Consider the following 22762-nt stretch of genomic DNA (forward strand, 5'->3'; position numbering starts at 1 on the left):
ACTGTAAAAAAGAAGGTGCCTTCATGATCTCCTTTGAAAAGTTAGTTAGCAAATGGCAAAAAACAAAGGTATTAATAAAGAATCGTGAAATAAAGGGCTATATCCCCGAAACAAAGTGGCTAAATAAAAAAAATCTTAAGAGTATGCTAGAAAAGCATGAAGCCGTATTTGTCAAACCTTCTCTAGGTACTGGAGGGAGCGGCGTTATTAAGGTCCAAAAGGGAGAAGACGGAAAAGAACCAATTTATACGTATCATTATGTAAAAAAAACAAAAACATTTACGACCTTTGAAAAACTATATTCATCGTTAAAAAAGAAGGTTGAGAAGATTCAAAAAACTAAAAAGCGGGCAAAGGGCCGGTATATGATTCAACAGGGAATCCCGCTGCTAAAATATGAAGACAGATTTTTCGATATAAGAGTCATTGTCCAGCTAAATAAGAAAACAAAAAAGTGGGAACCAGCAGGAATTGTAGCAAGAGCAGGGCATCCAGCAAAAATCGTGACGAACTACTCGAGTAGCGGAATCCCAATGCGGTATGAACAAGTCATGGGAAGCTTCCTTTCTGACGAAGAAATTCCGGTATACCGAGAAAAGCTTGAAAAACTGGTGGTTAAAATGGCCAATCGATTATCCGAAAAGTGCACTCAACTTCAAATACTAGGTTTTGATATTGGATACGATGAAAACTTAAAGCCCTGGTTGATTGAGGTAAATCTTGAGCCTCGGTTTAAAAGTTTTAAAAAAACCGATATGGACACATATAAAAAAATCGAATCCAACTTTACAGGGTACCGGGGAGAGGGACCTGTTGAGTCCAAAACGAAAAGAAAAAGGAGTAAATGGACACTAAAGAATGTTTTGGAAAACCAAAGTGAGTTTCGCCAATTTGTTCCGGAAACAAAGTGGTTTAATCCCACAAACCTGTCAAATATGCTAGACAGGCACCGAATGGTATATGTCAAGCCCGACAATTGGAGTTTTGGCAGGGGTGTAATCAGGGTGGAGCGCGTGGAGAATGAAGATGGTTCCAATCAGTATACGTTTCAGAGGAAGACGAAAATTTACACCTATGATACGTTTGCTGATTTGCTTGCATCATTAGACAAAGAGATCAAAGATATAATGAAAAAGCGGAAAACAAAAAACAAAAAATATATTATTCAAAAGGGAATTCATTTATTAAAATACGAAAGATGCATTTTTGATTTGCGGATCATGGTACAGCGGACCCCAGATAAGAAATATGAAGTCACTGGCATGCTAGGACGCGTGGCCGACCCGCAAAGAATTGTCACCAATTTCCATAGCAACGGAATGGTATATCCTGTAGAACCCTTATTAGCTAAGCATATGAATGGCGAAAAATTGGTTGCATATAAAAACAAGCTCAGGAAACTCGGAGAACAAATTGGCCAATTATATAACTTGAATGCCATAGGAATCGACATTGGTTTAGATCGAGACTTTTTTCCCTGGATCATAGAGGTAAACATATGGCCAGATCCCTATGTATTTGATGAGCTAGAAGACAAAACTATGATCACAAGAATAATTGAGCTTCGTAACCACTGGAAGAAATAGATATTTAAACGGTGCAACTGCTAAAAAAGGACAATGAATAAAAATTATATAAGATTAACTGAAAGAGCAGGAAAAACAGCTGCTCTTTTTGAAATTAAATAAGATTCATTAAGTTAGATCGGGCTGGATACAGAAGTTATCGCATTCCTATACCGGGAGGACGATTATCTGATTTTTTAGTTTGGGTTGTGCTATGGAAGGATAATTTATTTAAAAATGTTTTATACTTTATAAGGTAATAGGAGTACTGATTAATAGAATATTTTTACAAACAGCCAGGCTTTTTGTATAATGAACGGGCAAAGAGATGTGCAAGCTTTCTTACTATACTGCCTTGCATAAACCTATAAAAAGAGGGGGGTCAATCGTATGGCACAACAATTAGATGAAACATTGCAAATGCTAAAAGCACTGACCGATGCAAAGGGCATCCCTGGCAATGAGAGGGAAGTCCGCGAGGTTATGAAAGAGTACATAGCTCCATATGCAGATGAAATTACAACAGATGGCCTTGGCAGCTTGATTGCCACAAAGACAGGCAAGGAAGGCGGACCGAAAATCATGGTAGCCGGCCATCTGGATGAAGTTGGCTTTATGGCTACACAAATCGATGAAAAGGGCTTTATTCGCTTCCAGCCTGTTGGCGGTTGGTGGGGCCAGGTCATGCTCGCCCAGCGTGTTACAATCGTTACCCGCAAAGGTGAGGTGACGGGTGTTATCGGGTCAAAGCCCCCTCATATCCTAACGGCCGAACAAAGGAAAAAGCCGGTCGAAATCAAGGATATGTTCATTGATATTGGCGCGACAAGCAGGGATGAGGCATCCGAGTGGGGAGTCCGCCCTGGTGATATGATCGTTCCTTACTTTGAATTCACTGTCATGAAAAACGAAAAGATGCTGCTTGCAAAAGCGTGGGATAATCGGATTGGCTGTGCGGTGGCCATTGATGTCCTGAAGCAGTTGAAGGATGTGGAGCATCCTAACGTGGTATATGGAGTTGGTACAATCCAGGAGGAAGTTGGCCTGCGCGGCGCAAGGACAGCAGCTGCTAAAATTGAGCCTGATATCGGCTTTGGCGTCGATGTCGGAATTGCCGGTGACACACCAGGGGTTACTGAGAAAGAAGCACTTGGAAAAATGGGTAAAGGCCCGCAAATCATCCTTTACGATGCATCAATGGTGTCCCATAAGGGGCTTCGCGATTTCATCACTGATACAGCGGATGAATTAGGCATTCCTTACCAATTTGATACTGTCCCTGGCGGCGGTACGGACGCGGGTGCCATTCATCTTTCTCATAAAGGCGTTCCGGCACTGGCGATTACAATTGCTACCAGATATATTCACTCTCATGCAGCGATGCTTCACCGTGATGATTATGAAAATACAGTCAAACTAATTGTTGAAGTTGTTAAGCGGCTTGACGCACAAACTGTTGAAAACATTAAGTTGGGTTAATAGGAAAGCTCCCTGGCAATTGCCGGGGAGCTTTTTTAAGGCGTTATAGATGAGCGTTCCTCACACTCATAGCCACTTAATTACTTACTTTTTGAGACCACCTTCAAGTGCCTCGAGCATTTCCTTTTTTTCATCTTCGGAAGAGTTATTCCAAATGATTTCAAAAAGCACGCCAAGGCCCGGAAGCATTTTTTCTTCACCATTTTGAATGGCATCGACAATGGTATCCTCAAGCTCCTGCTGGGTATTATTCGCAATATTATGGATGACAGCTGCACGTAAATTTAAATCCATGGTTTATCCCTCCTTTTTAATGTTCTTTACTATCTTTTTCTTTTCATGGTTTTAATATGTATTTGCAATAGGCTATAATTAGAAAATGAGTTTAGAGAAAGGCGGAAGAGAAAGTGAAGCACATCCAATCTGCCCAAAACCCACAGGTGAAACAATGGAAAAAACTTGCGATGAAAAAAGAGCGTGAGAGAACAGGCCTTTTTTTAGCAGAAGGGTTTCACTTGGTGGAGGAAGCACTTAAAGATTCAGGTACTGTAATTGAATTAATTATTGCGGATGAAACCGATATTCCCCATCGATTGGATTATAAGGATACCCCGGTTACAATCGTAACAAAGGAAATTTTCAAAAGCCTATCGGAAACCGAAACCCCCCAGGGAATTCTTGCTGTATGCAAGCAAGAATCCGTTAATGAAAGCTTGGCTGATGCTAATACGCTTCTATTACTGGATGCTGTCCAGGACCCGGGGAATCTTGGAACAATGATACGGACTGCAGATGCAGCCGGTATTGACGCGGTTATAGTAGGGTCAGGCAGTGTTGATATTTACAATCCAAAGGTACTTCGTTCTGCACAGGGAAGCCATTTCCACCTGCCAGTTTTAACAGGAAAGCTTGATGAGTGGATCCCGAAGCTGAAGGCGAAGGGCATTCCGGTATACGGAACAGCACTGGAGAACGCCCGGACATATACAGATGCAGCGCCAGGCAGCACATTTGCCCTGCTGGTCGGAAACGAAGGCAACGGTGTGTCCAAACACCTGCTGTCTATTACAGACGACAATTTGTATGTTCCAATCCATGGAAAAAGTGAGTCTCTAAATGTTGCGGTTGCAGCCGGGATTCTCCTTTATTCCTTGAAAAATTCAGCAAACGTTTGAATCGCTGCTGAATTTACGCTATAATAGCAACTAAATTCATAATCGAAAAACAATGACGGAGAAGAGCACCTTCATTAAACCGCCTTTAAAGGGAAAAAGTGCCGCGACTGAAAGCATTTTTAGGGCAGGGATGTGTGCGTTCACCTCCAGAGTTGACACCGGGACCATTTCTAAGGAATGTAAAGGTGTACCGGCTAAAATCCGTTATTTCAATGAAGTGAACACGAATGTGCATACATACGTTGTTAACAAGGGTGGTACCGCGATCACAAAGCCTCGTCCCTTTATTGGGAGGGGCTTTTTTTGTGTGGAAAAGAGGCGGTGCTGAGCTAACAGGAAGGCTATAAGATTAAAGCTATGGAAGTAAAATTCCCCTGGCTCTTAATATGATAGGAGCATTTGCTAATTGCTACATTATCCCATGCGGATAACAATCAATGGATTCTAAATAAGGAGGAAAATCACATGCAGGAAAGACTTGCAGAATTGCAAACTGAAGCACTTGAAAAAGTTGAACAGGCACAAAATTTGAAGGAATTAAATGATGTCCGTGTTGCTTATCTCGGAAAAAAGGGACCAATCACCGAGGTGCTGCGCGGGATGGGCAAGTTATCCGCTGAGGAACGGCCGAAAATGGGTGCGCTCGTCAATGAAGTAAGGGGAGCGATCGAGGAGGCTATTTCTAGTAAGCAGGTACAGCTTGAAGAAGCAGCCGTCAATGAGCGCCTTGCCTCCGAAACAATTGATGTAACCCTGCCTGGCCGTCCGGTCAAGACAGGCAGCCCTCATCCTCTTACAAAAATTATTGAAGAAATCGAAGACCTTTTCATCGGAATGGGCTACCAAATTGCTGAAGGGCCGGAAGTCGAAAAGGATTATTATAACTTTGAAGCCCTAAATCTGCCAAAAGGCCATCCGGCTCGTGATATGCAGGATTCATTTTACATAACCGAAGATATCCTCATGCGCACCCACACATCCCCTGTGCAGGCTAGGACGATGGAAAAGCAGGGTGGAGTAGGGCCGATCCGAATCATCTGCCCTGGCAAGGTGTATCGCCGTGATAACGATGATGCGACTCACTCACATCAATTCACCCAGGTTGAAGGGCTTGTTGTTGGTGAAAACATACGGATGAGCGACCTTAAGGGAACCCTTGCTGAGTTTTCTAAGAAAATGTTCGGTGAGGACAGGAAAATCAGGCTTCGCCCTAGCTTTTTCCCATTCACTGAGCCGTCAGTTGAAATGGACATTTCCTGTAAAATTTGCGGCGGTCATGGCTGCAGCGTCTGTAAGGGAACAGGCTGGATTGAAATTTTAGGCGCGGGCATGGTTCATCCGAACGTGCTTGAAATGGCTGGCTATGACTCTAAAAAATACACTGGTTTCGCTTTTGGAATGGGACCGGAGAGAATCGCAATGCTAAAGTACGGAATTGACGATATTCGCCATTTCTATACAAACGACATTCGTTTCCTAAAGCAGTTCTCAGAGCAGGAATAAATTTTTCAAGCCTCAAGAGGCAGTTAAGCTTCCAGCGGAGAGAATTGTTCCTATTGATTCCTAGTAACTATCAGCGAGTGTCGTACTGAGGAAGGTTTATTTTAAAAAGGAGGTCCTATAAATGTTTGTTTCATATAAATGGCTCCAGGATTATGTTGATTTATCTGGAGTGTCAGCTAGTGAGTTAGCTGAAAAAATTACAAAAAGCGGGATTGAAGTTGAAGGTGTAGAAACCCTTAATGAAGGAATCACCGGTGTCGTTATCGGGCATGTACTCCAGCGTGAACAGCATCCCAATGCTGATAAATTAAGCAAATGCCAAGTTGATATCGGGGAGGAAAACCCGGTTCAAATCATTTGCGGTGCTCCGAATGTGGCACAGGGTCAGAAAGTGGCTGTAGCTAAAACAGGTGCTGTTCTGCCAGGCAATTTTAAAATCAAGAAGGCGAAATTGCGCGGTGAGGAATCCAACGGAATGATTTGTTCACTTCAGGAGCTGGGAATGGAAGGGAAAATCGTCCCAAAAGAATACGCAGAGGGCATCTTCGTTTTCCCTGCTGACGCTGTACCTGGTGAAGACGCGATTGAGGCATTGAACAGGGATGACCAGGTTCTTGAATTGAGTCTGACACCCAATCGTGCAGATGCAATGAGCATGCTCGGTGTTGCCTACGAAGTGGCAGCCATTTTGGGCAGAGAGGTCAAGCTTCCTAAAACAAAGTTAAGTGAGTCAGATGAAAAAGCATCGGATTATATTAAAGTTTCTGTTGAAGCACCAGAAGATAATCCATTATATGCTGCAAAAGTAATTAAAAACGTTAAAATCGGCCCATCTCCGCTTTGGATGCAAACACGGTTGATGGCGGCTGGTATTCGACCGCACAACAATGTTGTCGACATTACCAACTACATCCTGCTTGAATATGGCCAGCCTCTTCATGCTTTTGATTATGACAGGCTCGGATCAAAGGAAATTCTTGTCCGACGTGCACATGTTGGTGAAAAAATTGTTACCCTTGATGATGCAGAAAGAACTCTCACACCTGACCATCTTGTTATTACAAATGGCACAGAGCCGGTTGCAATTGCTGGAGTAATGGGCGGAGCTAATTCAGAGGTAACCTCTGATACGACAACTGTCCTGCTTGAATCGGCTTATTTCACAGGAGGCACAATCCGCAAGGCTTCGAAAGACCATGGCCTGCGCAGTGAAGCAAGTTCCCGCTACGAAAAAGGAGTCGATCCTAACCGTGTGCGTGCTGCTGGTGAACGGGCTGCAGCATTAATGGCAGAATACGCTGAAGGTGTGGTTCTGGAAGGGTCAGTTGAAGCCGATACTTTAAGTATTGAACCTGCAGTTGTTACACTTAATACGGTAAAAATGAATTCCTTCCTTGGAATGGAATTGACAATAACCGATGTTACCGAAATTTTTGCGCGGTTAGGCTTTGAAACGACTGTAGAAGGAACTGACGTCACTGTAACTGTTCCAACTCGTCGAGGGGATATCACCATTCCTGAAGACTTGTACGAGGAAGTATCACGCCTATATGGCTATGACAACATCCCGCAAACCTTGCCTTCCGGCGAACAGCTGGCAGGAATGTTATCTCCATACCAGGCTAAGCGCAGGGTGGTCAGGAATTACCTTGAAGGCGCTGGTCTATATCAGGCGATAACTTATTCGTTAACAAGTGAAGAAAAAGTTTCCCAATTTGCTCTTGAAAAAACAGAACCAATCAAGCTTGCCATGCCGATGAGTGAAGAACGCAGCCAGCTTCGGTTAAGCATCCTTCCACAATTGCTTGAAGTGCTGAAATACAACGGTGCCCGGCAGGCAGACAGCCTTGCAGTCTATGAAGTAGGCGCAGTATTCCTTTCAAAAGGCGAAGAGCTGCCTGCCGAAGAGGAGCATCTTGCTGCGGCAATAACTGGCCTATGGCATTCACATCCATGGCAGGGAGAGAAGAAACCTGTTGATTTCTTTGTTCTAAAAGGCGTGGTTGAAGGCCTTACTGAAAAGCTCGGTCTTGCAGAACGAGTCACCTACGCGGCTGTTCAGCTGGATAACATGCATCCTGGCCGTACCGCTGAAATCCTGTTGGATGGAGTAAGAATCGGTTTTGTTGGCCAAGTTCATCCTACTTTGCAAAATGAACTGGATTTAAAGGATACGTATGTACTTGAACTTAAGCTCGAAGCATTGCTTGAGGCGGATAAAGAACCACTGCACTACGAACCAATCCCACGTTTCCCTTCCATCACGAGGGATATTGCACTTGTCGTTGATACGGCAGCTGCGGCTGGAGACCTACGCAGTATTATCCTTGAGAGCGGGACACCTCTTCTTAAAGAGGCTGATGTGTTTGACCTTTATGAAGGCGAGCACATGGAAGCGGGCAAAAAGTCAATTGCGTTCTCTTTGAAGTACTTTAACCCTGAGCGGACCCTTACGGATGAAGAGGTAACGAAGGTCCATAACAAGGTGTTAAGGGCATTGGAAGAAAAAGCAGGGGCAGTCCTGAGAGCTTAATGCATGAAAATACAAAAGAGTTGGGAGTTCATCTCCCAACTCTTTTTGCTTGAGGAAATTGGGGATTCTAATTGCCCCCAATTATACTGAAATAGTATCGAATAATGTACTGTTTAATGCCAAAACACTAGTGGTTGCTTCTTCTTTTCGCGACTAGATTCTTGGCTTTTTGAGTATTGGCAAAGTGAAGCTTCACAAATTTCGGAAGAGCCTGCTGCCCTTTTGTCAATATTAGCTTTGCGGCGGCTTCATCTACTTTTGGTCCGGCGCCTTTTGGTATTAGAAACCCTGCTTCCGCTGAAAGATTTTCAAAGTGCCGGATAAATGCATAACGCGCAAGAATCGACGCTGCTGCAACGGATAAGTGCAACCCTTCAGCCTTAGTACTGAAAAAGACCTTGTCGCGGATAATTGCCTTCTGGCCTTTCAAATGGTTGTAATAAATCCCGGCCTCAGCAAATTGGTCAATTAAAATAGCATCTGGCATTTCAGGAGCAATTTTTTTAAGGACATGTCCGATTGCCTGGTTATGTAGGAGCGCCTTCAATTTGCCTTGAGACATACCTGACTGCTGCATCTCATTGTACTTTTCGTTATGGAGAGTCAGCAGGCTATAGGGAATCACATCTTTTATGTCCTTGGCGATTGCAATAATTCTCTCATCATTTAAGTCCTTGGAATCACGGACACCAAGTTCCTTAAGAAGCGGCAGATCCTGTTTCCGGGCATAGGCGGCGACAACAGTAATCGGCCCAAAGTAGTCGCCGGTACCTACTTCATCTGAACCGATTACTGATAAGAGGTTGAAGCCAGCAGGCAGGTGTGAACCGGGAGCCGGCTTTTTTACAGTAGTTTTTTTTGAGCCTGCGGCACTTGGGCTCGAAGCGGGATTTCCCCATTGAGCGGCTTCGTTTTCAGCGCCTGAACCCTGAAATAGTACTTTCCCTGATTTATAGGCAGTGACCATACAGGAAGGAGTTTTGGCTGCGAAAACACTGCCCTGCGGCAGCTTCTCTATAATAAAACGGGAATAGTGCTCCCTCAATTTATGGATTTGCTCAGGTGTTACGGTAATGACGGCAGTTCCCAAAACAGTGCACTCCTTTATGGTTTGTTGTCAGCTTATTGTAGCATACTTTTTACCAGTATTATCAGGCTTTGCGGCTCTCAATCCTTGAGGTGAGGGAAAAACAAGACTTAGGGAAATTTATATTCTAGATTATCGTTTTAGTGGATTAATCGATGGTCAGGTGGAGGAGATTAATCCACGAAAAAAGTGTAATAGATTAGTACAAAAAAATAGCGCAATATGACAAAATCCATGCTTGAAGCTGGGAAATAGTCGGTTACACTTTTCCAGAAAAGCGGGTTCTGGTATTATAGGGATTAGGATTCTTTGAATGGAGGCAGTTATGTGTCAAATGTAAATAAAAATAGGACAACGGTCGATATATTTGGCCAGCAATATGTCATAATCGGTCCGGAAAGCTCAAGCCATGTCAGGCTGGTGGCATCACTGGTCGATGACAAAATGCGGGAAATCAGTTCCAAGAATCCTTCGTTAGATGTGAATAAACTGGCTGTTCTGACCGCGGTTAATGCTGTAAATGATTTTATTAAAATTAGAGACGAGCTGGAAAAGCTGAAATCAGAAACGGGAAGGGATAAGGGTTAAAGGGGAATGCTGGATTTAGCTATAATTCTTTTATTCATTATGGGTTTTTTTATCGGCCTAAAACGGGGTTTCATTCTGCAATTTATTCATTTAATTGGATTTATCGTTGCATACATAGTTGCTTATAAGTATTATGATATCCTCGCGCCAAGGCTAAAGCTATGGGTTCCATATCCGTCACTTGGTGAAACATCGCCACTTTCTGTTTTGACATCAGCAACAGGGGCGGAAGATGCTTTCTACCGGGCATTTGCATTCATCGCTATATTCATCGCAGTAAAGGTGCTGATTCAGATCATCGGGGCGATGCTCGATTTTCTTGCCCACCTGCCAATTATAAAACATTTGAATATTTGGGCAGGGGGAGCACTTGGCTTCCTGGAAGTTTACTTGATTTTGTTTTTATTATTGTATATCGGGGCGCTTGTTCCGATGGGCTTCATTCAGGAGGCTATGAAGGATTCTGTCCTGGCTGAAGGTATGATCAAACACACTCCAGTTCTTTCACAGCAGCTCAAGGAATGGTGGATTGACAATATCGCTGCTTGAACTTCTCTGACAGCAGAGGAGTTTTTCTTTTCTGTTTAAAATTTTTTTAGTACAGCTCTGGGGACCGCTCTTGCGGTTTCTCGTTTTATTGGAACTTTTCGCTTGCTTAAACGTAATGAAGGGATGGTGGGTACTAACAATGGAAAAAAATAAAAAAGATGTAATTGGACTGCTTGAGACCATTGCTGTTTATATGGAACTTAAAGGGGAAAATCCGTTTAAAGTATCGGCTTTCAGAAAAGCAGCCTTTGCTTTGGAAACCGATAATCGCAGCCTTTCCGGAATTACTGATTTTACAGCTATATCCGGTATAGGCAAAGGGACTGCTGCGGTAATAGAAGAATTTATCCAGGAAGGCAGCTCCTCCGTTCTTAAGGAACTGCAGGAAGAAGTCCCTGCAGGGTTAGTTCCGCTATTAAAGCTTCCAGGCCTAGGCGGGAAAAAACTCGCCAAGCTCCATGATCTTCTTGGGATCGAGGATATCGCAGATCTGGAAGAAGCATGCCGGCTGCATAAAATTTCGGAATTACCGGGATTCGGGAAAAAATCCGAAGAGAAAATCCTGGCTGCCATCGAAAAAGCGGGCGAACGTCCAGAACGTCTTCCGCTAGCTTACATGCTGCCAATTGCAGCGAAAATTGAAATGCAACTATCTGAAATGAACGATATTGAAAAGTTTTCAAGAGCCGGAAGTATTCGCCGATGGGCTGAAACAGTCAAGGACCTTGACTTCATCATTGCCACAAGCAACCCGGAATCGGTAAGGCAACAGCTGCTGGGACTTCCGGATATAAAGGAAATTATCGGTGCAGGTGATACTAAGGTCTCGATCACCTTTGGGTTCGACTATGATATTTCGGCCGATTTCCGGCTTGTTTCAAGTGATGAATATGCGACTGCCCTCCACCATTTTACCGGTTCAAAGGACCACAATGTTCGAATGAGGCAGCTTGCTAAGGAACGCGGGGAAAAGATCAGCGAGTATGGGGTTGAATCAGAGGCGGGTGTAAAGACTTTTAATACAGAGGAAGAGTTTTACGCCCATTTCGGCTTGCCTTTCTTTCCTCCTGAAATTCGCGAAGATGGCACTGAAGTGGAGAAATACACACCGGAGTTCGGACTGGTTGGCATTGAACAAATCCAGGGCGATCTTCATATGCACTCAACATGGAGTGATGGAGCCCACACAATTGAAGAGATGGCTGAAGCGTGCAGGGCAATGGGGTATAGCTATATCGCCATTACCGACCACTCACAATTTTTAAAGGTGGCCAATGGACTGACTCCGGAACGACTTCGGGAGCAGAACGAAGAAATACGCCGCTTAAATGCCAAATATAATGATTTTAAAATTCTCTCCGGAGTTGAGATGGATATCCTGCCGGACGGCACTCTGGATTATGACGACGAATTGCTTGGGGAACTTGATATCGTTATCGCATCAATTCATTCCGCCTTTTCACAGCCTCGTGAAAAAATCATGGCAAGGCTGAGAACGGCACTTGAGAATCCACATGTCGATATCATTGCCCATCCTACTGGAAGGCTGATTGGACGCAGGGCTGGGTATGATGTTGATATCGACATGCTGCTGAACTTGGCAAAGGAAACAAATACGGCACTGGAGCTGAATGCAAATCCGCATCGGCTTGACCTTTCTTACGAATACTTGAAGAAAGCCCAGGAAATTGGCGTAAAGATTGCAATTAATACAGATGCCCACAAAGTAGGGATGTTGAACCATATGCAAATCGGAGTTGCCGCCGCCAGGAAAGGCTGGATTAAAGGCAGTTCAGTCCTGAATACGTATACTTTGGACGAACTGCTTCAATTTTTGCATCACCGTAATTGATAAATTAAGCTGCCACTGTATTCACAAAAACAGCAGCATACAGATAAAGGAGAGCTTCTCCATGCAGGAAAGAACAATGAAAGTCCTTGAGTTTTTCAAGGTCAGGGAACAGCTATCAGATTTTGCTTCATCCCCGCTAGGGCGGGATAAGCTTTCAAGGCTCGTTCCTTCAACGGACTATCACGAAGTTGAGCGTCTGCAGGAAGAAACGGATGAGGCGACGACGGCATTAAGGCTTAAGGGAAATGTGCCGCTTTCTGGCATTCATGATATCAGGGCACATATAAAACGATCTGTTATTGGCGGAACTTTAAGTCCAATGGAACTAGTCCAGGTTGCAAGTTCAGTACATGCCAGCAGGCAAATCAAACGCTTTATAGAAAACCTGGATGATGAAAATAGCAAGGTCCCGCACCTGGTAGGCTATACAAGCAGGATTGTTCCGCTTGCGAATCTTGAGCAGGCTATCAAAATGGCAATCGAAGAAAGCGGAGAAGTCCTTGATACAGCCAGTGAAACACTGAGGGCACTCCGCCAGCAGCTACGGTCGAATCAAGCAAGGGTTAGGGAAAAGCTTGAAAGCATGATCCGCTCATCAAATGCACAAAAAATGCTTTCCGATGCCATCATCACAATCCGAAATGACAGATTCGTGATCCCGGTAAAGCAGGAATACCGGGCCCATTATGGCGGCATTATCCATGATCAAAGTTCATCCGGACAAACCCTGTTCATTGAGCCGCAAGTGGTCGTCCAACTCAATAATCAAGTGCAGGACATCAGGGTAAAGGAATCACTTGAGATTGAAAGAATCCTTGCCGAACTTTCTGCAATGGTTGCTGATCATAGCTTGGAGTTAGAAGAGATAACCGAGGTGCTCGGCGAGCTTGATTTTATTTTTGCAAAAGCACGTTATGGCCGTTCGATAAAAGGCTCCAAACCAAGGATGAACAATGAAGGCAGAATTGCACTTTATAAGGCTCGCCATCCCTTAATTCCTGTTGATGTGGTCGTGCCGAATGATATCGTGCTTGGGAAGGATTTCACGACGATTGTCATTACAGGGCCAAATACAGGAGGAAAGACGGTAACATTGAAAACGGTCGGTCTATGTACGCTAATGGCTCAGTCCGGTTTGCAGATTCCTGCACTTGACGGTTCCGAGTTGGCCGTTTTCTCTGCGGTATATGCAGATATCGGCGACGAACAATCAATTGAGCAAAGCTTAAGTACATTCTCCTCACATATGGTCAATATTGTCGACATCCTTAATAAGGCGGACGGCAACAGCTTTGTCCTATTCGATGAGCTTGGAGCAGGAACAGACCCGCAGGAGGGAGCTGCCCTGGCGATTTCAATTCTTGATGAAGTGCACAGTCGCGGGACTCGGGTGATTGCGACGACTCACTACCCTGAATTGAAGGCTTATGGCTACAACCGGGAAGGTGTAATGAATGCAAGTGTCGAGTTTGACATTGAGACATTGAGCCCGACATACAGACTTCTGCTTGGGGTGCCTGGCCGAAGCAATGCATTTGAAATTTCCAAGCGGCTCGGCTTGAATGAGAACGTCATAGCCAGCGCGAGATCGCATGTTGGTGAGAATAGCTCGCAAATCGATAAAATGATTTCATCTTTGGAAACAAGCAGGCGTGAAGCTGAGGAAGAACTGGCTGATGCCCATGATCTTTTGCGCCAGGCTGAAAAGCTGCATTCCGACCTTCAAAAGCAAGTTGTCGAGTATTATGACCAGAAGGATGCATTGATGGAAAAAGCGGCCGAGAAGGCTCGCAAAATTGTTGAAAATGCCACCCGTGAAGCAGAAGACATTATCGCCGATCTCAGAAAAATGCGCTTAGAAAAAAATGCGGAAATCAAAGAACACGAACTGATTGATGCAAGGCAGCGGTTGGCCGGAGCCGCACCAGAGGTGAAGAAGACAGAAAAACCGGGTGCGAAAAAGGCCGCGAAGCATACTTTAAAGCCAGGGGATGAAGTAAAGGTACTCACCTTTGACCAGAAGGGAACCCTGATTGAAAAGTCTTCGAATAATGAATGGCAGGTCCAAATCGGTATCCTGAAAATGAAAGTGGCTGAAAAGGACCTGGAATATATTAATGTACCGAAGCCGAAGGAAATCAAGCCGATGGCAATTGTCAAAGGCCGCGATTCACATGTGGGTCTTGAATTGGATTTACGCGGTGAACGTTATGAAGATGCTTTAATGAAAGTAGAAAAATACATCGACGACGCGCTATTGGCCGGCTATCCTCGAGTTTCAATCATCCATGGCAAGGGGACAGGCGCATTAAGGCAGGGAGTCCAGGAATATCTTCGCAATCATCGCTCAGTCAAAAAAATACGGTTTGGCGATGCTGGTGAAGGCGGAACTGGAGTAACGATAGCAGAGTTTAAATAAATTCGGGGAGAATACCGGTATGGAACAATTCTGGCAAAATGAATATATTCAAATTGCAGCCTATTATAGTGTCGTTGTCCTCTTCCTGGTCTTATCCCTTGCTGTATTTGAGTTGGTAACCAAGTATGACAACTGGGAAGAAATCAAAAAAGGGAATATGGCTGTGGCCATGGCGACAGGCGGAAAAATCCTTGGGATTGCTAACATATTCCGCTACGCCATCCTTGAGCACAATTCTGTCCTATCAATGATTGGCTGGGGTGTGTATGGCTTCGCGCTCCTTCTTTGCGGCTATTTTATTTTCGAATTCCTGACCCCGAAGTTCAATGTGGATCAGGAAATTGAGAAAGGCAACATGGCCGTTGGGTTTATTTCAATGGTTATTTCTATCGGATTATCGTTTATTATCGGGTCCGGTATTTAAAGCGAGGTAAAGTAAAGTGGAAACACTGGGGAAGGTATTACTGGCTCTTTGTGGACTCTTTTTCCTGATTGGCGTTATTTATATGGCGTTTTTTGCATAAGGTGAGCCGCTGCGTTTGCAGCGGCTCTTTTATCTATAAAAAGACGGTTTTATTGAAGGGGATTTTGTTTTTGGAGTTGATTGTAGCGGAAGGCGCGAAGACTCGTTCGAAAATGAAAAGATCGTATTTTCTCCTGCGATGACTAATCGTGGAGTCTTCCCTTTGTGGAGCGAAAATAAACTGGCACTATTTCACCTAAAAAGAGCCTGTCCCAAAAGAGAAACTTTGTGCCCCTTAATATAGATGTTACTTTTATACTGCATATTCCTAATTTCCTAGGTCAATGTATTCTGTTTGTCGTATTGGCATGAATAGATTATAATAGTGGGAAAAGAAAAGAAAGAATTTTTAAAAAATTCACCAATAAGGAGGCGCTTATGAACGAAACCAAACCGTGGTTAAAACATTATCCCGAAGAGATACCAGCGGTGCTAGATTATTCGACAGACCCTCTGCATGAGTATTTGCTTCAGGCTGCTGATGAGTTTCCGGATAAAACAGCTATTCACTTTATGGGTAAGAACCTTACATTCAGAGAAGTGAGAGAGTCGGCTCAGAAATTGGCATCCTACCTTCAGTCTATAGGAATTGGCAAAGGGGATCGCGTCGCAGTGATGCTGCCTAATACACCCGCGGCAGTGATTAGCTTCTTCGGGATTTTAATGGCAGGCGGTATCGTAGTTCAGACGAATCCTCTGTATACAGAACGTGAGCTGGAATACCAAATGAAGGATTCCGGTGCTCTTGCTATTGTTACCCTCGATATTTTGTACCCGCGTGTTTCAAAGGTCATGAAGCAGACTAATTTAAAACACCTAATTGTAACCGCTATCAAAGACTATCTCCCATTCCCGAAAAACCTAATTTACCCATTCATCCAGAAAAAACAGTACGGGATAGTTGTAAATGTAAAGCACGAAGGCAGTGACCATCTGCTCACCGAAATCATGAAACGGCCAGCTGGCCCAATTGAGGCCTTTCCATTTGATTTTGAAGAAGATCTTGCACTCCTTCAATATACCGGAGGAACAACAGGCTTTCCAAAGGGTGTCATGCTGACGCACAAAAACCTTATTGCAAATACGACCATGTGCAGAAAGTGGATGTATAAGTGTCAGAGGGGGAAAGAAAGGGTACTGGGGATATTGCCATTGTTCCATGTGTACGGGATGACAACGGTCCTCCTTCTCTCAATCATAGAAGCCAATGAAATCATTCTTATGCCAAAATTTGATGTAGAGGACACACTAAAAACAATCCAAAAGAAAAAGCCGACACTCTTCCCGGGTGCCCCAACAATTTATATAGGATTATTGAACCATCCCGATATTCAAAAATACGACCTCTCATCCATTGATTCCTGTATAAGCGGATCGGCACCGCTACCGGTTGAAGTACAGGAGAAATTTGAAAAAGTAACGGGTGGAAAACTGGTTGAAGGTTATGGCCTTACTGAATCGTCACCTGTAACCCATTCTAATTTCCTCTGGGACCGCCCGAGGGTAAAAGGAAGTGTTGGCGTACCATGGCCAGATACTGACGCGGCCATCCTTTCAATGGAGAATGGTGAGCGGCTGCCCGCAGGTGAAATTGGCGAGATTGCCGTAAGAGGTCCCCAGGTAATGAAGGGTTATTGGAATCGCCCGGAGGACACGGCAATGACCCTGAAGGATGGATGGCTGTTGACTGGTGACCTCGGTTATATGGATGAAGATGGGTACTTCTATATTGTAGATCGGAAAAAGGACATGATTATTGCCGGCGGCTTCAACATCTATCCGCGTGAAATTGAGGAAGTTCTCTACGAACATCCAGATGTCCAGGAGGTTGTAGCTGCAGGTGTACCAGACCCATACCGCGGGGAAACGGTTAAGGCGTATGTAGTCGCAAAAGAAGGAGCTACCCTGTCTGAAAAGGATCTCGATGAATTTGCCAGAAAGCACCTTGCTTCATTCAAAGTGCCGCGTATTTATGAATTCAGAAAAGAACTGCCTAAAACCGCTGTCGGAAAAATCCTCAGGCGTGCACTGATTGATGAGGAAAAAAGAAAGCTTGTCGAAGAAGAACAGAAGCATGCCTAAAGGGGGGGCCGCTTATGCGGCTTCTTGTTTTATGTAGAAAATGAAACTTAAAAGTATCCGTCACCATGACAGTGAATGTGAACGATTTTAGTTTATGTTATGATAGTGAGGGAAAGTTCAAGTAGGCACAGTGCTGGAGGCTTGACAGGTAAAGAGCCGGGGATTTAAAATGAAATTATGAATGAATGGTCATTCATTTTAAAAAAATCATATTTTTTCTTCAAGAAGGAGGGATCGGGGTTGAAGAAAAACAAACCAAAATACATGCAAATCATTGATGCCGCCGTTGTTGTAATAGCGGAACATGGCTATCACCAGGCCCAAGTCTCAAAGATTGCCAAGCAGGCTGGTGTGGCGGACGGTACGATTTATTTGTATTTTAAAAACAAGGAAGATATCCTGATTTCTTTATTTGAAGAAAAGATGGGAACCTACATAGAAAAAATTGAGGCGATGATGGCAGGAAAAGGGACGGCCGCAGAGAAGTTATTACTGTTGGTGAATTCTCATTTCAATTTGCTGTCGACTGATCATCATCTTGCCATTGTTACCCAGCTGGAGCTCAGGCAATCCAACAAGGAACTTCGCCATCGGATCAATGAAGTTCTGAAGGGGTACCTTCAGGTCATTGATAAAATACTGACTGAAGGCAAAAGCAATGGTGAATTTTCTGACGGGCTTGATGTTAGGCTTGCACGGCAGATGATTTTTGGGACAATTGATGAAACCGTGACTTCCTGGGTAATGAATGAACAGAAGTATGATTTAAATGCGTTAAGCGGCCCTGTTCATAGATTGCTGCTTAATGGGATTAGCAGTAATGGCAAGTAAGGAGGAATTGACGATGGAATTTTTAAAATGGACCGATGACGGCGGGATTGCAACAATCTCCATAGCCCGTCCGCCAGCAAATGCTCTCTCGTCGGGAGTTCTGAAGGAACTAGCTTCGGTACTGGATGAAGTCGAACCAAGAAACGACATCAGGGTGCTTCTTATTCATGGAGAAGGACGGTTCTTCTCCGCGGGGGCGGATATAAAAGAGTTTACTAGCATCAAATCGGAAAGCGACTTCGCTTCACATGGCAAGCTTGGCCAAGACCTTTTTGAGAGAATGGAAAGATTTCCAAAACCAATCATTGCGGCCATCCATGGTGCGGCATTGGGAGGCGGACTTGAACTTGCGATGGCCTGCCATATCAGGCTGGTAAGTGAAACAGCCAAGCTCGGTCTTCCTGAGTTGCAGCTGGGACTTGTTCCGGGATTTGCTGGAACACAAAGGCTGCCTCGATATGTTGGCTTTGCACGCGCTGCGGAAATGATGTTTACATCTGAACCGATTACAGGCCTTGAAGCCGTCCACTATGGACTTGCCAACCACGCATATCCGGAAGCTGAACTGATGGAGCATGCTTTTACACTGGCAAAAAAGATTGCCAAAAAGAGCTCTGGTTCATTGAAGGCAGCGATTGAGCTTCTGAACTACTCTAAATCGGCACAGTTTTATGAAGGTGTAAAACGTGAAGCCAGCCTGTTCGGCGAGGTGTTCATGTCCGAAGATGGCAAGGAAGGCATCCAGGCATTTATTGAAAAGCGGGAGCCGGATTTTAAAGGATAAAGATAATCCTGCAGGGCACAAGGCCCTGCGGGAATATCCATACAGGGATTTTTTTTGTCCCGATTTTTTTCAATCTTTAGAAGAATGAATTTTGGGAGGGAAAACGGCATGAATATTTTTGTATTAATGAAAAGAACGTTCGATACTGAAGAAAAAATTTCAATATCGGGCGGAAAAATCAACGAGGATGGAGCCGAATTCATCATCAACCCGTACGATGAATATGCAATTGAGGAAGCAATCCGTGTCAGAGATGCACAGGGTGGGGAAGTAACTGTTGTATCGGTTGGATCTGAGGAAGCTGAAAAGCAGCTCAGAACTGCTCTAGCGATGGGTGCGGATAAAGCGGTCCTTATCAATACCGAGGATGATGTTGAAAATGGCGATCAGTTTACAACAGCAAAAATCCTCGCCGAATTTTTAAAAGACAAAGATGCTGACCTAATCCTTGGCGGCAATGTCGCAATTGACGGAGGATCAGGACAGGTTGGGCCTCGTGTAGCCGAATTGCTCGATATTCCATACGTCACAACGATCACTAAACTCGAAATCAACGGCGGCACTGTCACTGTAACCCGTGATGTTGAAGGTGACTCCGAGGTTGTCGAAACGTCATTGCCACTGCTTGTAACTGCTCAGCAAGGGCTCAACGACCCTCGCTATCCTTCGCTTCCGGGAATTATGAAGGCGAAAAAGAAACCGCTTGAAGAATTGGAATTAGATGATCTTGACCTAGAAGAGGACGATGTCGAGGCGAAGACAAAGACGATTGAAATTTATCTGCCGCCTAAGAAAGAGGCAGGGCGCGTCCTTCAAGGTGAGCTTGCTGACCAGGTGAAAGAACTAGTCCAGCTTTTGCATAGCGAAGCAAAAGTAGTTTAATAGGGGGGAAAGAGTTATGGCGAGAAAAGTTTTGGTATTGGGCGAGGTTCGTGACGGTTCGTTAAGGAATGTTACGTTCGAAGCCATTGCAGCGGGTAAAATAGTAGCAGAAGGCGGCGAAGTAGTTGGGCTTCTTGTTGGCGAAAGTGTAAGCGCTTTAAGTGAGGAGCTTTTCCAATATGGAGCGGACAGGGTTGTCGTTGTAGAAGACGCGAAGCTTAAAAATTACACTCCGGACGGTTATTCCCAGGCATTATTGGCAGTCGTTGATGCCGAGAGCCCTGAAGGCATCATTTTTGGCCACACCGCACAAGGAAAGGATTTGGCGCCAAAAGTTGCCGCAAAGCTTGGCAGCGGACTTGTTTCAGACGTAACCGACCTTGAAGCAGCAGGTGGAAATCTTGTGTTCACAAGGCCGATCTATTCAGGCAAGGCATTTGAAAAGAAAATTGTTACAGATGGTATCATATTTGCTACCATCCGCCCTAATAATATTGCTCCACTCAGCAAAAATGACGGAGCAAGCGGAAATTCCGAATCAGTCGCCGTTGAAATTAAAGATCTCAGGACGATTGTAAAGGAAGTTGTCAGGAAAGCTACCGACGGTGTCGACCTTTCTGAAGCGAAAGTAGTCGTGGCTGGTGGCCGCGGTGTTAAGAGCACGGACGGATTCGAGCCATTGAAGGAACTCGCACAGGTGCTTGGCGGTGCAGTTGGTGCATCCCGCGGAGCATGCGATGCCAACTATTGCGATTACTCACTGCAAATCGGCCAAACTGGTAAGGTTGTTACACCAGACTTATACATTGCCTGCGGTATTTCCGGAGCCATCCAGCACTTAGCCGGAATGTCCAACTCAAAAGTCATTGTAGCCATCAACAAGGATCCTGAAGCCAACATCTTCAAAGTCGCTGATTATGGGATCGTCGGAGACCTGTTCGAAGTGGTCCCACTCCTTACAGAAGAATTTAAGAAATTGCAGGTACATTCTTAATAAGTAATGGGCGGGTGGTGAAAACCATCCGTTTTTTAAATTTAATTTGTCTGAATATTCCGCACTTAGAGAATTAATTTGAAAACCGCTGAATTAATTTAAAAACTGTTCGAATTAATGAAAAAATCGCTGAATTAATTTTATGAGGATGAAAAGTCTTACAAATATTGTAAAACGCACCCCTCGAAATAACAATTATTGTAAAATCGGTGTCTAATTAATGAATTTAACACCATTTAAAAGGGTTCACGACCGATCATAAAGAAGAAAAGAATGTATCGAAAATTAAAAGGAGTGATTTATCTGCAGTTATTGAAACCGAGAGGGGTCCCGGTAAAGATTTTAACTCTTGAAGCATTACTGAGATTTCTTGAACCCAATTATTCAGTGGTTCCAAAAGTAAAACAAGAACTGAAAAACCGCAGAAAAGGATACAAAGGAGAGCAGGATGCAGATTACTACACCCAACTTCTCCCCGATGAATACTTCGTTCTACATGACCTCCGTCTTACCTACAAGGATCTCATTTTCCAAATCGATACGTTAATCCTCACTACTAAATTTTTCATTGTTGTTGAGATCAAGAGTTTTTCTAATGAATTATATTTTAACGGAGATACAGGTGTCCTCACCGTTCATTTCCATGACACCACTACAGGGGCGGACAATCCGCTCGTTCAAGCCCTTAACCATTCCAACCAATTGAAAGAATGGTTCGCCAGCCACAAATTTCAGATACCTCCAATAGAGCACCTAGCCATTATAAGTAGTGAAAAGGCTTCATTCCGCTGCAGCAGCGGTTCTGTTGCAAGGCACGTTGGGACTGCAAAAAGTCTCCCCCTTAAAGTTTTGGAACTCGCGAAACGTTACAAAAAAGATATTGTTACAGAAAAGGAAATTAAAAAGGCAGCCAGGCTCCTCAAAAAGGCACATACCCCCGAAACCATTGATGTCCTTAAAAATTATGGTCTGAAGAAGGATGAGCTTCTGCTAGCAGTGCCGTGTACCTCTTGCAAGAAGCGGCCGATGGATCGAAGAGGAGTGAACTGGCATTGCCGCTGGTGCAAAGCGCAATCAAAGGATGCCCATACAACAGTTATAAAAGACTATCTATTGGTTGTGAAAAATTCAATATCCAACCAGGAATGTTGTGAACTCTTAAAGCTTCCCTCGCCCCATATTGCTAGGAGGCTGCTTCAGTCTATGGACCTTAAAGCCAAAGGAAAAACCAAAGGCCGAATATATTCCCTCCCCTAAATTTCCCGAATGCCGGCCCAGGAAAATGGGGACGATACAGGTGAAACAAATTATTAGCATGCATAGGAAAATGGTGGTATACTTTCGGTAGAATTTTAGAAACAATTAGGAGGCTTAACATGGCTATTTCAAACGTAACAGACCAAAACTTCTCCGGCGAAACCGGAAAAGGCCTTGTTCTTGTAGATTTTTGGGCAACTTGGTGCGGCCCTTGCAAAATGATTGCTCCTGTTCTTGAAGAAATTGATGGCGAAATTGGCGACAAAGTAAAAATCGTCAAACTCGATGTTGATGAAAATCCTGAAACTGCGTCCCAATACGGCGTTATGAGCATCCCAACACTGCTTCTTATGAAAGACGGCGAAGTTGTTGACAAGGTTGTCGGCTACCAGCCTAAAGAAAACCTTACAGCGGTTATCGAAAATCACCTATAAGCATAAAGAATCCAGCCCCGGCAATTTGCCAGGGCTGGATTCTTTATGTCTAGCTTCACAAGGAAGGCTCCGGCAGCATAAGCATCGCACGAAGAAAAAGCGATAGCTTTTTCGAGGAGCGCCTATCGCCTATCAAACTTCAGGCCTCCTCCCTACGATAAGTCATCATCGAATCACTATCGCTCTTCGTGATTCCTTTATCCCACTCTTAAGGCTCAGTAAGCC

The 22762-nt window shown here is 44.3% G+C and carries 19 protein-coding genes; 17 read left to right on the top strand and 2 right to left on the bottom strand.

Features of this window, described 5'->3' with window-relative positions; all coding sequences use genetic code 11:
- Positions 1-23: 23 nt before the first annotated feature.
- Positions 24-1586 carry a YheC/YheD family protein gene (locus tag AM500_RS08070; protein ID WP_053598760.1) on the top strand — a complete coding sequence of 521 codons (1563 nt, stop codon included), beginning with the start codon at positions 24-26 and terminating at the stop codon, positions 1584-1586.
- Between the two features lie 369 nt (positions 1587-1955).
- The gene (locus AM500_RS08075; RefSeq protein ID WP_053598761.1) at positions 1956-3044 is read left to right on the top strand and encodes a M42 family metallopeptidase; all 1089 of its coding nucleotides are present in this window, start codon (positions 1956-1958) and stop codon (positions 3042-3044) included.
- An 84-nt stretch (positions 3045-3128) separates the two neighbouring features.
- On the opposite strand, the gene sspI is transcribed toward AM500_RS08075, so the two are convergent.
- Positions 3129-3338, bottom strand: coding sequence for a small acid-soluble spore protein SspI (gene sspI, locus AM500_RS08080; RefSeq protein ID WP_053598762.1), 210 nt, complete (start codon positions 3336-3338; stop codon positions 3129-3131).
- A gap of 113 nt (positions 3339-3451) precedes the next feature.
- Between sspI and AM500_RS08085 the strand changes: the two genes are divergently transcribed.
- The 3 genes from AM500_RS08085 (at position 3452) to pheT (ending at position 8255) form a co-directional block, all read left to right on the top strand.
- Positions 3452-4219, top strand: a complete 768-nt coding sequence (locus AM500_RS08085) for a TrmH family RNA methyltransferase (protein ID WP_053598763.1) — start codon at positions 3452-3454, stop codon at positions 4217-4219.
- 465 nt (positions 4220-4684) lie between these two features.
- On the top strand, positions 4685-5722 hold the full coding sequence (gene pheS, locus AM500_RS08090; protein ID WP_043934165.1) for a phenylalanine--tRNA ligase subunit alpha: 1038 nt from the start codon (positions 4685-4687) through the stop codon (positions 5720-5722).
- A 121-nt stretch (positions 5723-5843) separates the two neighbouring features.
- Positions 5844-8255 (top strand): phenylalanine--tRNA ligase subunit beta, encoded by a 2412-nt coding sequence (gene pheT / locus AM500_RS08095; protein WP_053598764.1) that lies wholly within the window; start codon positions 5844-5846, stop codon positions 8253-8255.
- A 127-nt stretch (positions 8256-8382) separates the two neighbouring features.
- Here the strand turns inward: pheT and rnhC are convergent, their stop codons facing one another.
- Positions 8383-9345: a ribonuclease HIII gene (gene rnhC / locus AM500_RS08100; protein WP_053598765.1), complete on the bottom strand. Its 963-nt coding sequence runs from the start codon at positions 9343-9345 to the stop codon at positions 8383-8385.
- A gap of 324 nt (positions 9346-9669) precedes the next feature.
- Here rnhC and zapA point away from each other — a divergent pair, with 324 nt between their 5' ends.
- From zapA to trxA, 12 genes are all read left to right on the top strand, one after another.
- Positions 9670-9930 carry a cell division protein ZapA gene (zapA, locus tag AM500_RS08105; RefSeq protein WP_053598766.1) on the top strand — a complete coding sequence of 87 codons (261 nt, stop codon included), beginning with the start codon at positions 9670-9672 and terminating at the stop codon, positions 9928-9930.
- 6 nt (positions 9931-9936) lie between these two features.
- On the top strand, positions 9937-10479 hold the full coding sequence (locus AM500_RS08110; protein ID WP_043934169.1) for a CvpA family protein: 543 nt from the start codon (positions 9937-9939) through the stop codon (positions 10477-10479).
- Positions 10480-10618: 139 nt separating this feature from the next.
- On the top strand, positions 10619-12331 hold the full coding sequence (gene polX, locus AM500_RS08115) for a DNA polymerase/3'-5' exonuclease PolX (RefSeq protein ID WP_053598767.1): 1713 nt from the start codon (positions 10619-10621) through the stop codon (positions 12329-12331).
- A gap of 61 nt (positions 12332-12392) precedes the next feature.
- Positions 12393-14750: an endonuclease MutS2 gene (locus AM500_RS08120; protein ID WP_053598768.1), complete on the top strand. Its 2358-nt coding sequence runs from the start codon at positions 12393-12395 to the stop codon at positions 14748-14750.
- A gap of 19 nt (positions 14751-14769) precedes the next feature.
- Positions 14770-15174 carry a DUF350 domain-containing protein gene (locus AM500_RS08125; protein WP_053598769.1) on the top strand — a complete coding sequence of 135 codons (405 nt, stop codon included), beginning with the start codon at positions 14770-14772 and terminating at the stop codon, positions 15172-15174.
- A 477-nt stretch (positions 15175-15651) separates the two neighbouring features.
- Entirely contained in the window at positions 15652-17355 is a 1704-nt protein-coding gene (locus AM500_RS08130) for an AMP-binding protein (protein ID WP_053598770.1), read from the top strand.
- Positions 17356-17595: 240 nt separating this feature from the next.
- Positions 17596-18186: a fatty acid metabolism transcriptional regulator FadR gene (locus AM500_RS08135; protein WP_053598771.1), complete on the top strand. Its 591-nt coding sequence runs from the start codon at positions 17596-17598 to the stop codon at positions 18184-18186.
- Between the two features lie 13 nt (positions 18187-18199).
- Positions 18200-18970, top strand: a complete 771-nt coding sequence (locus AM500_RS08140; protein WP_053598772.1) for an enoyl-CoA hydratase — start codon at positions 18200-18202, stop codon at positions 18968-18970.
- Positions 18971-19078: 108 nt separating this feature from the next.
- Positions 19079-19852, top strand: coding sequence for an electron transfer flavoprotein subunit beta/FixA family protein (locus AM500_RS08145; protein WP_053598773.1), 774 nt, complete (start codon positions 19079-19081; stop codon positions 19850-19852).
- 16 nt (positions 19853-19868) lie between these two features.
- Positions 19869-20846, top strand: coding sequence for an electron transfer flavoprotein subunit alpha/FixB family protein (locus tag AM500_RS08150; RefSeq protein WP_053598774.1), 978 nt, complete (start codon positions 19869-19871; stop codon positions 20844-20846).
- A 273-nt stretch (positions 20847-21119) separates the two neighbouring features.
- Entirely contained in the window at positions 21120-22103 is a 984-nt protein-coding gene (locus tag AM500_RS08155) for a nuclease-related domain-containing protein (RefSeq protein ID WP_053598775.1), read from the top strand.
- Between the two features lie 119 nt (positions 22104-22222).
- Complete coding sequence (trxA, locus tag AM500_RS08160) at positions 22223-22537, top strand: thioredoxin (protein ID WP_043934179.1); 315 nt, start codon at positions 22223-22225, stop codon at positions 22535-22537.
- The last annotated feature ends 225 nt before the right edge of the window (positions 22538-22762 follow it).

It is taken from the genome of Bacillus sp. FJAT-18017 (assembly GCF_001278805.1).
Taxonomy (GTDB): domain Bacteria; phylum Bacillota; class Bacilli; order Bacillales; family Cytobacillaceae; genus Bacillus_D.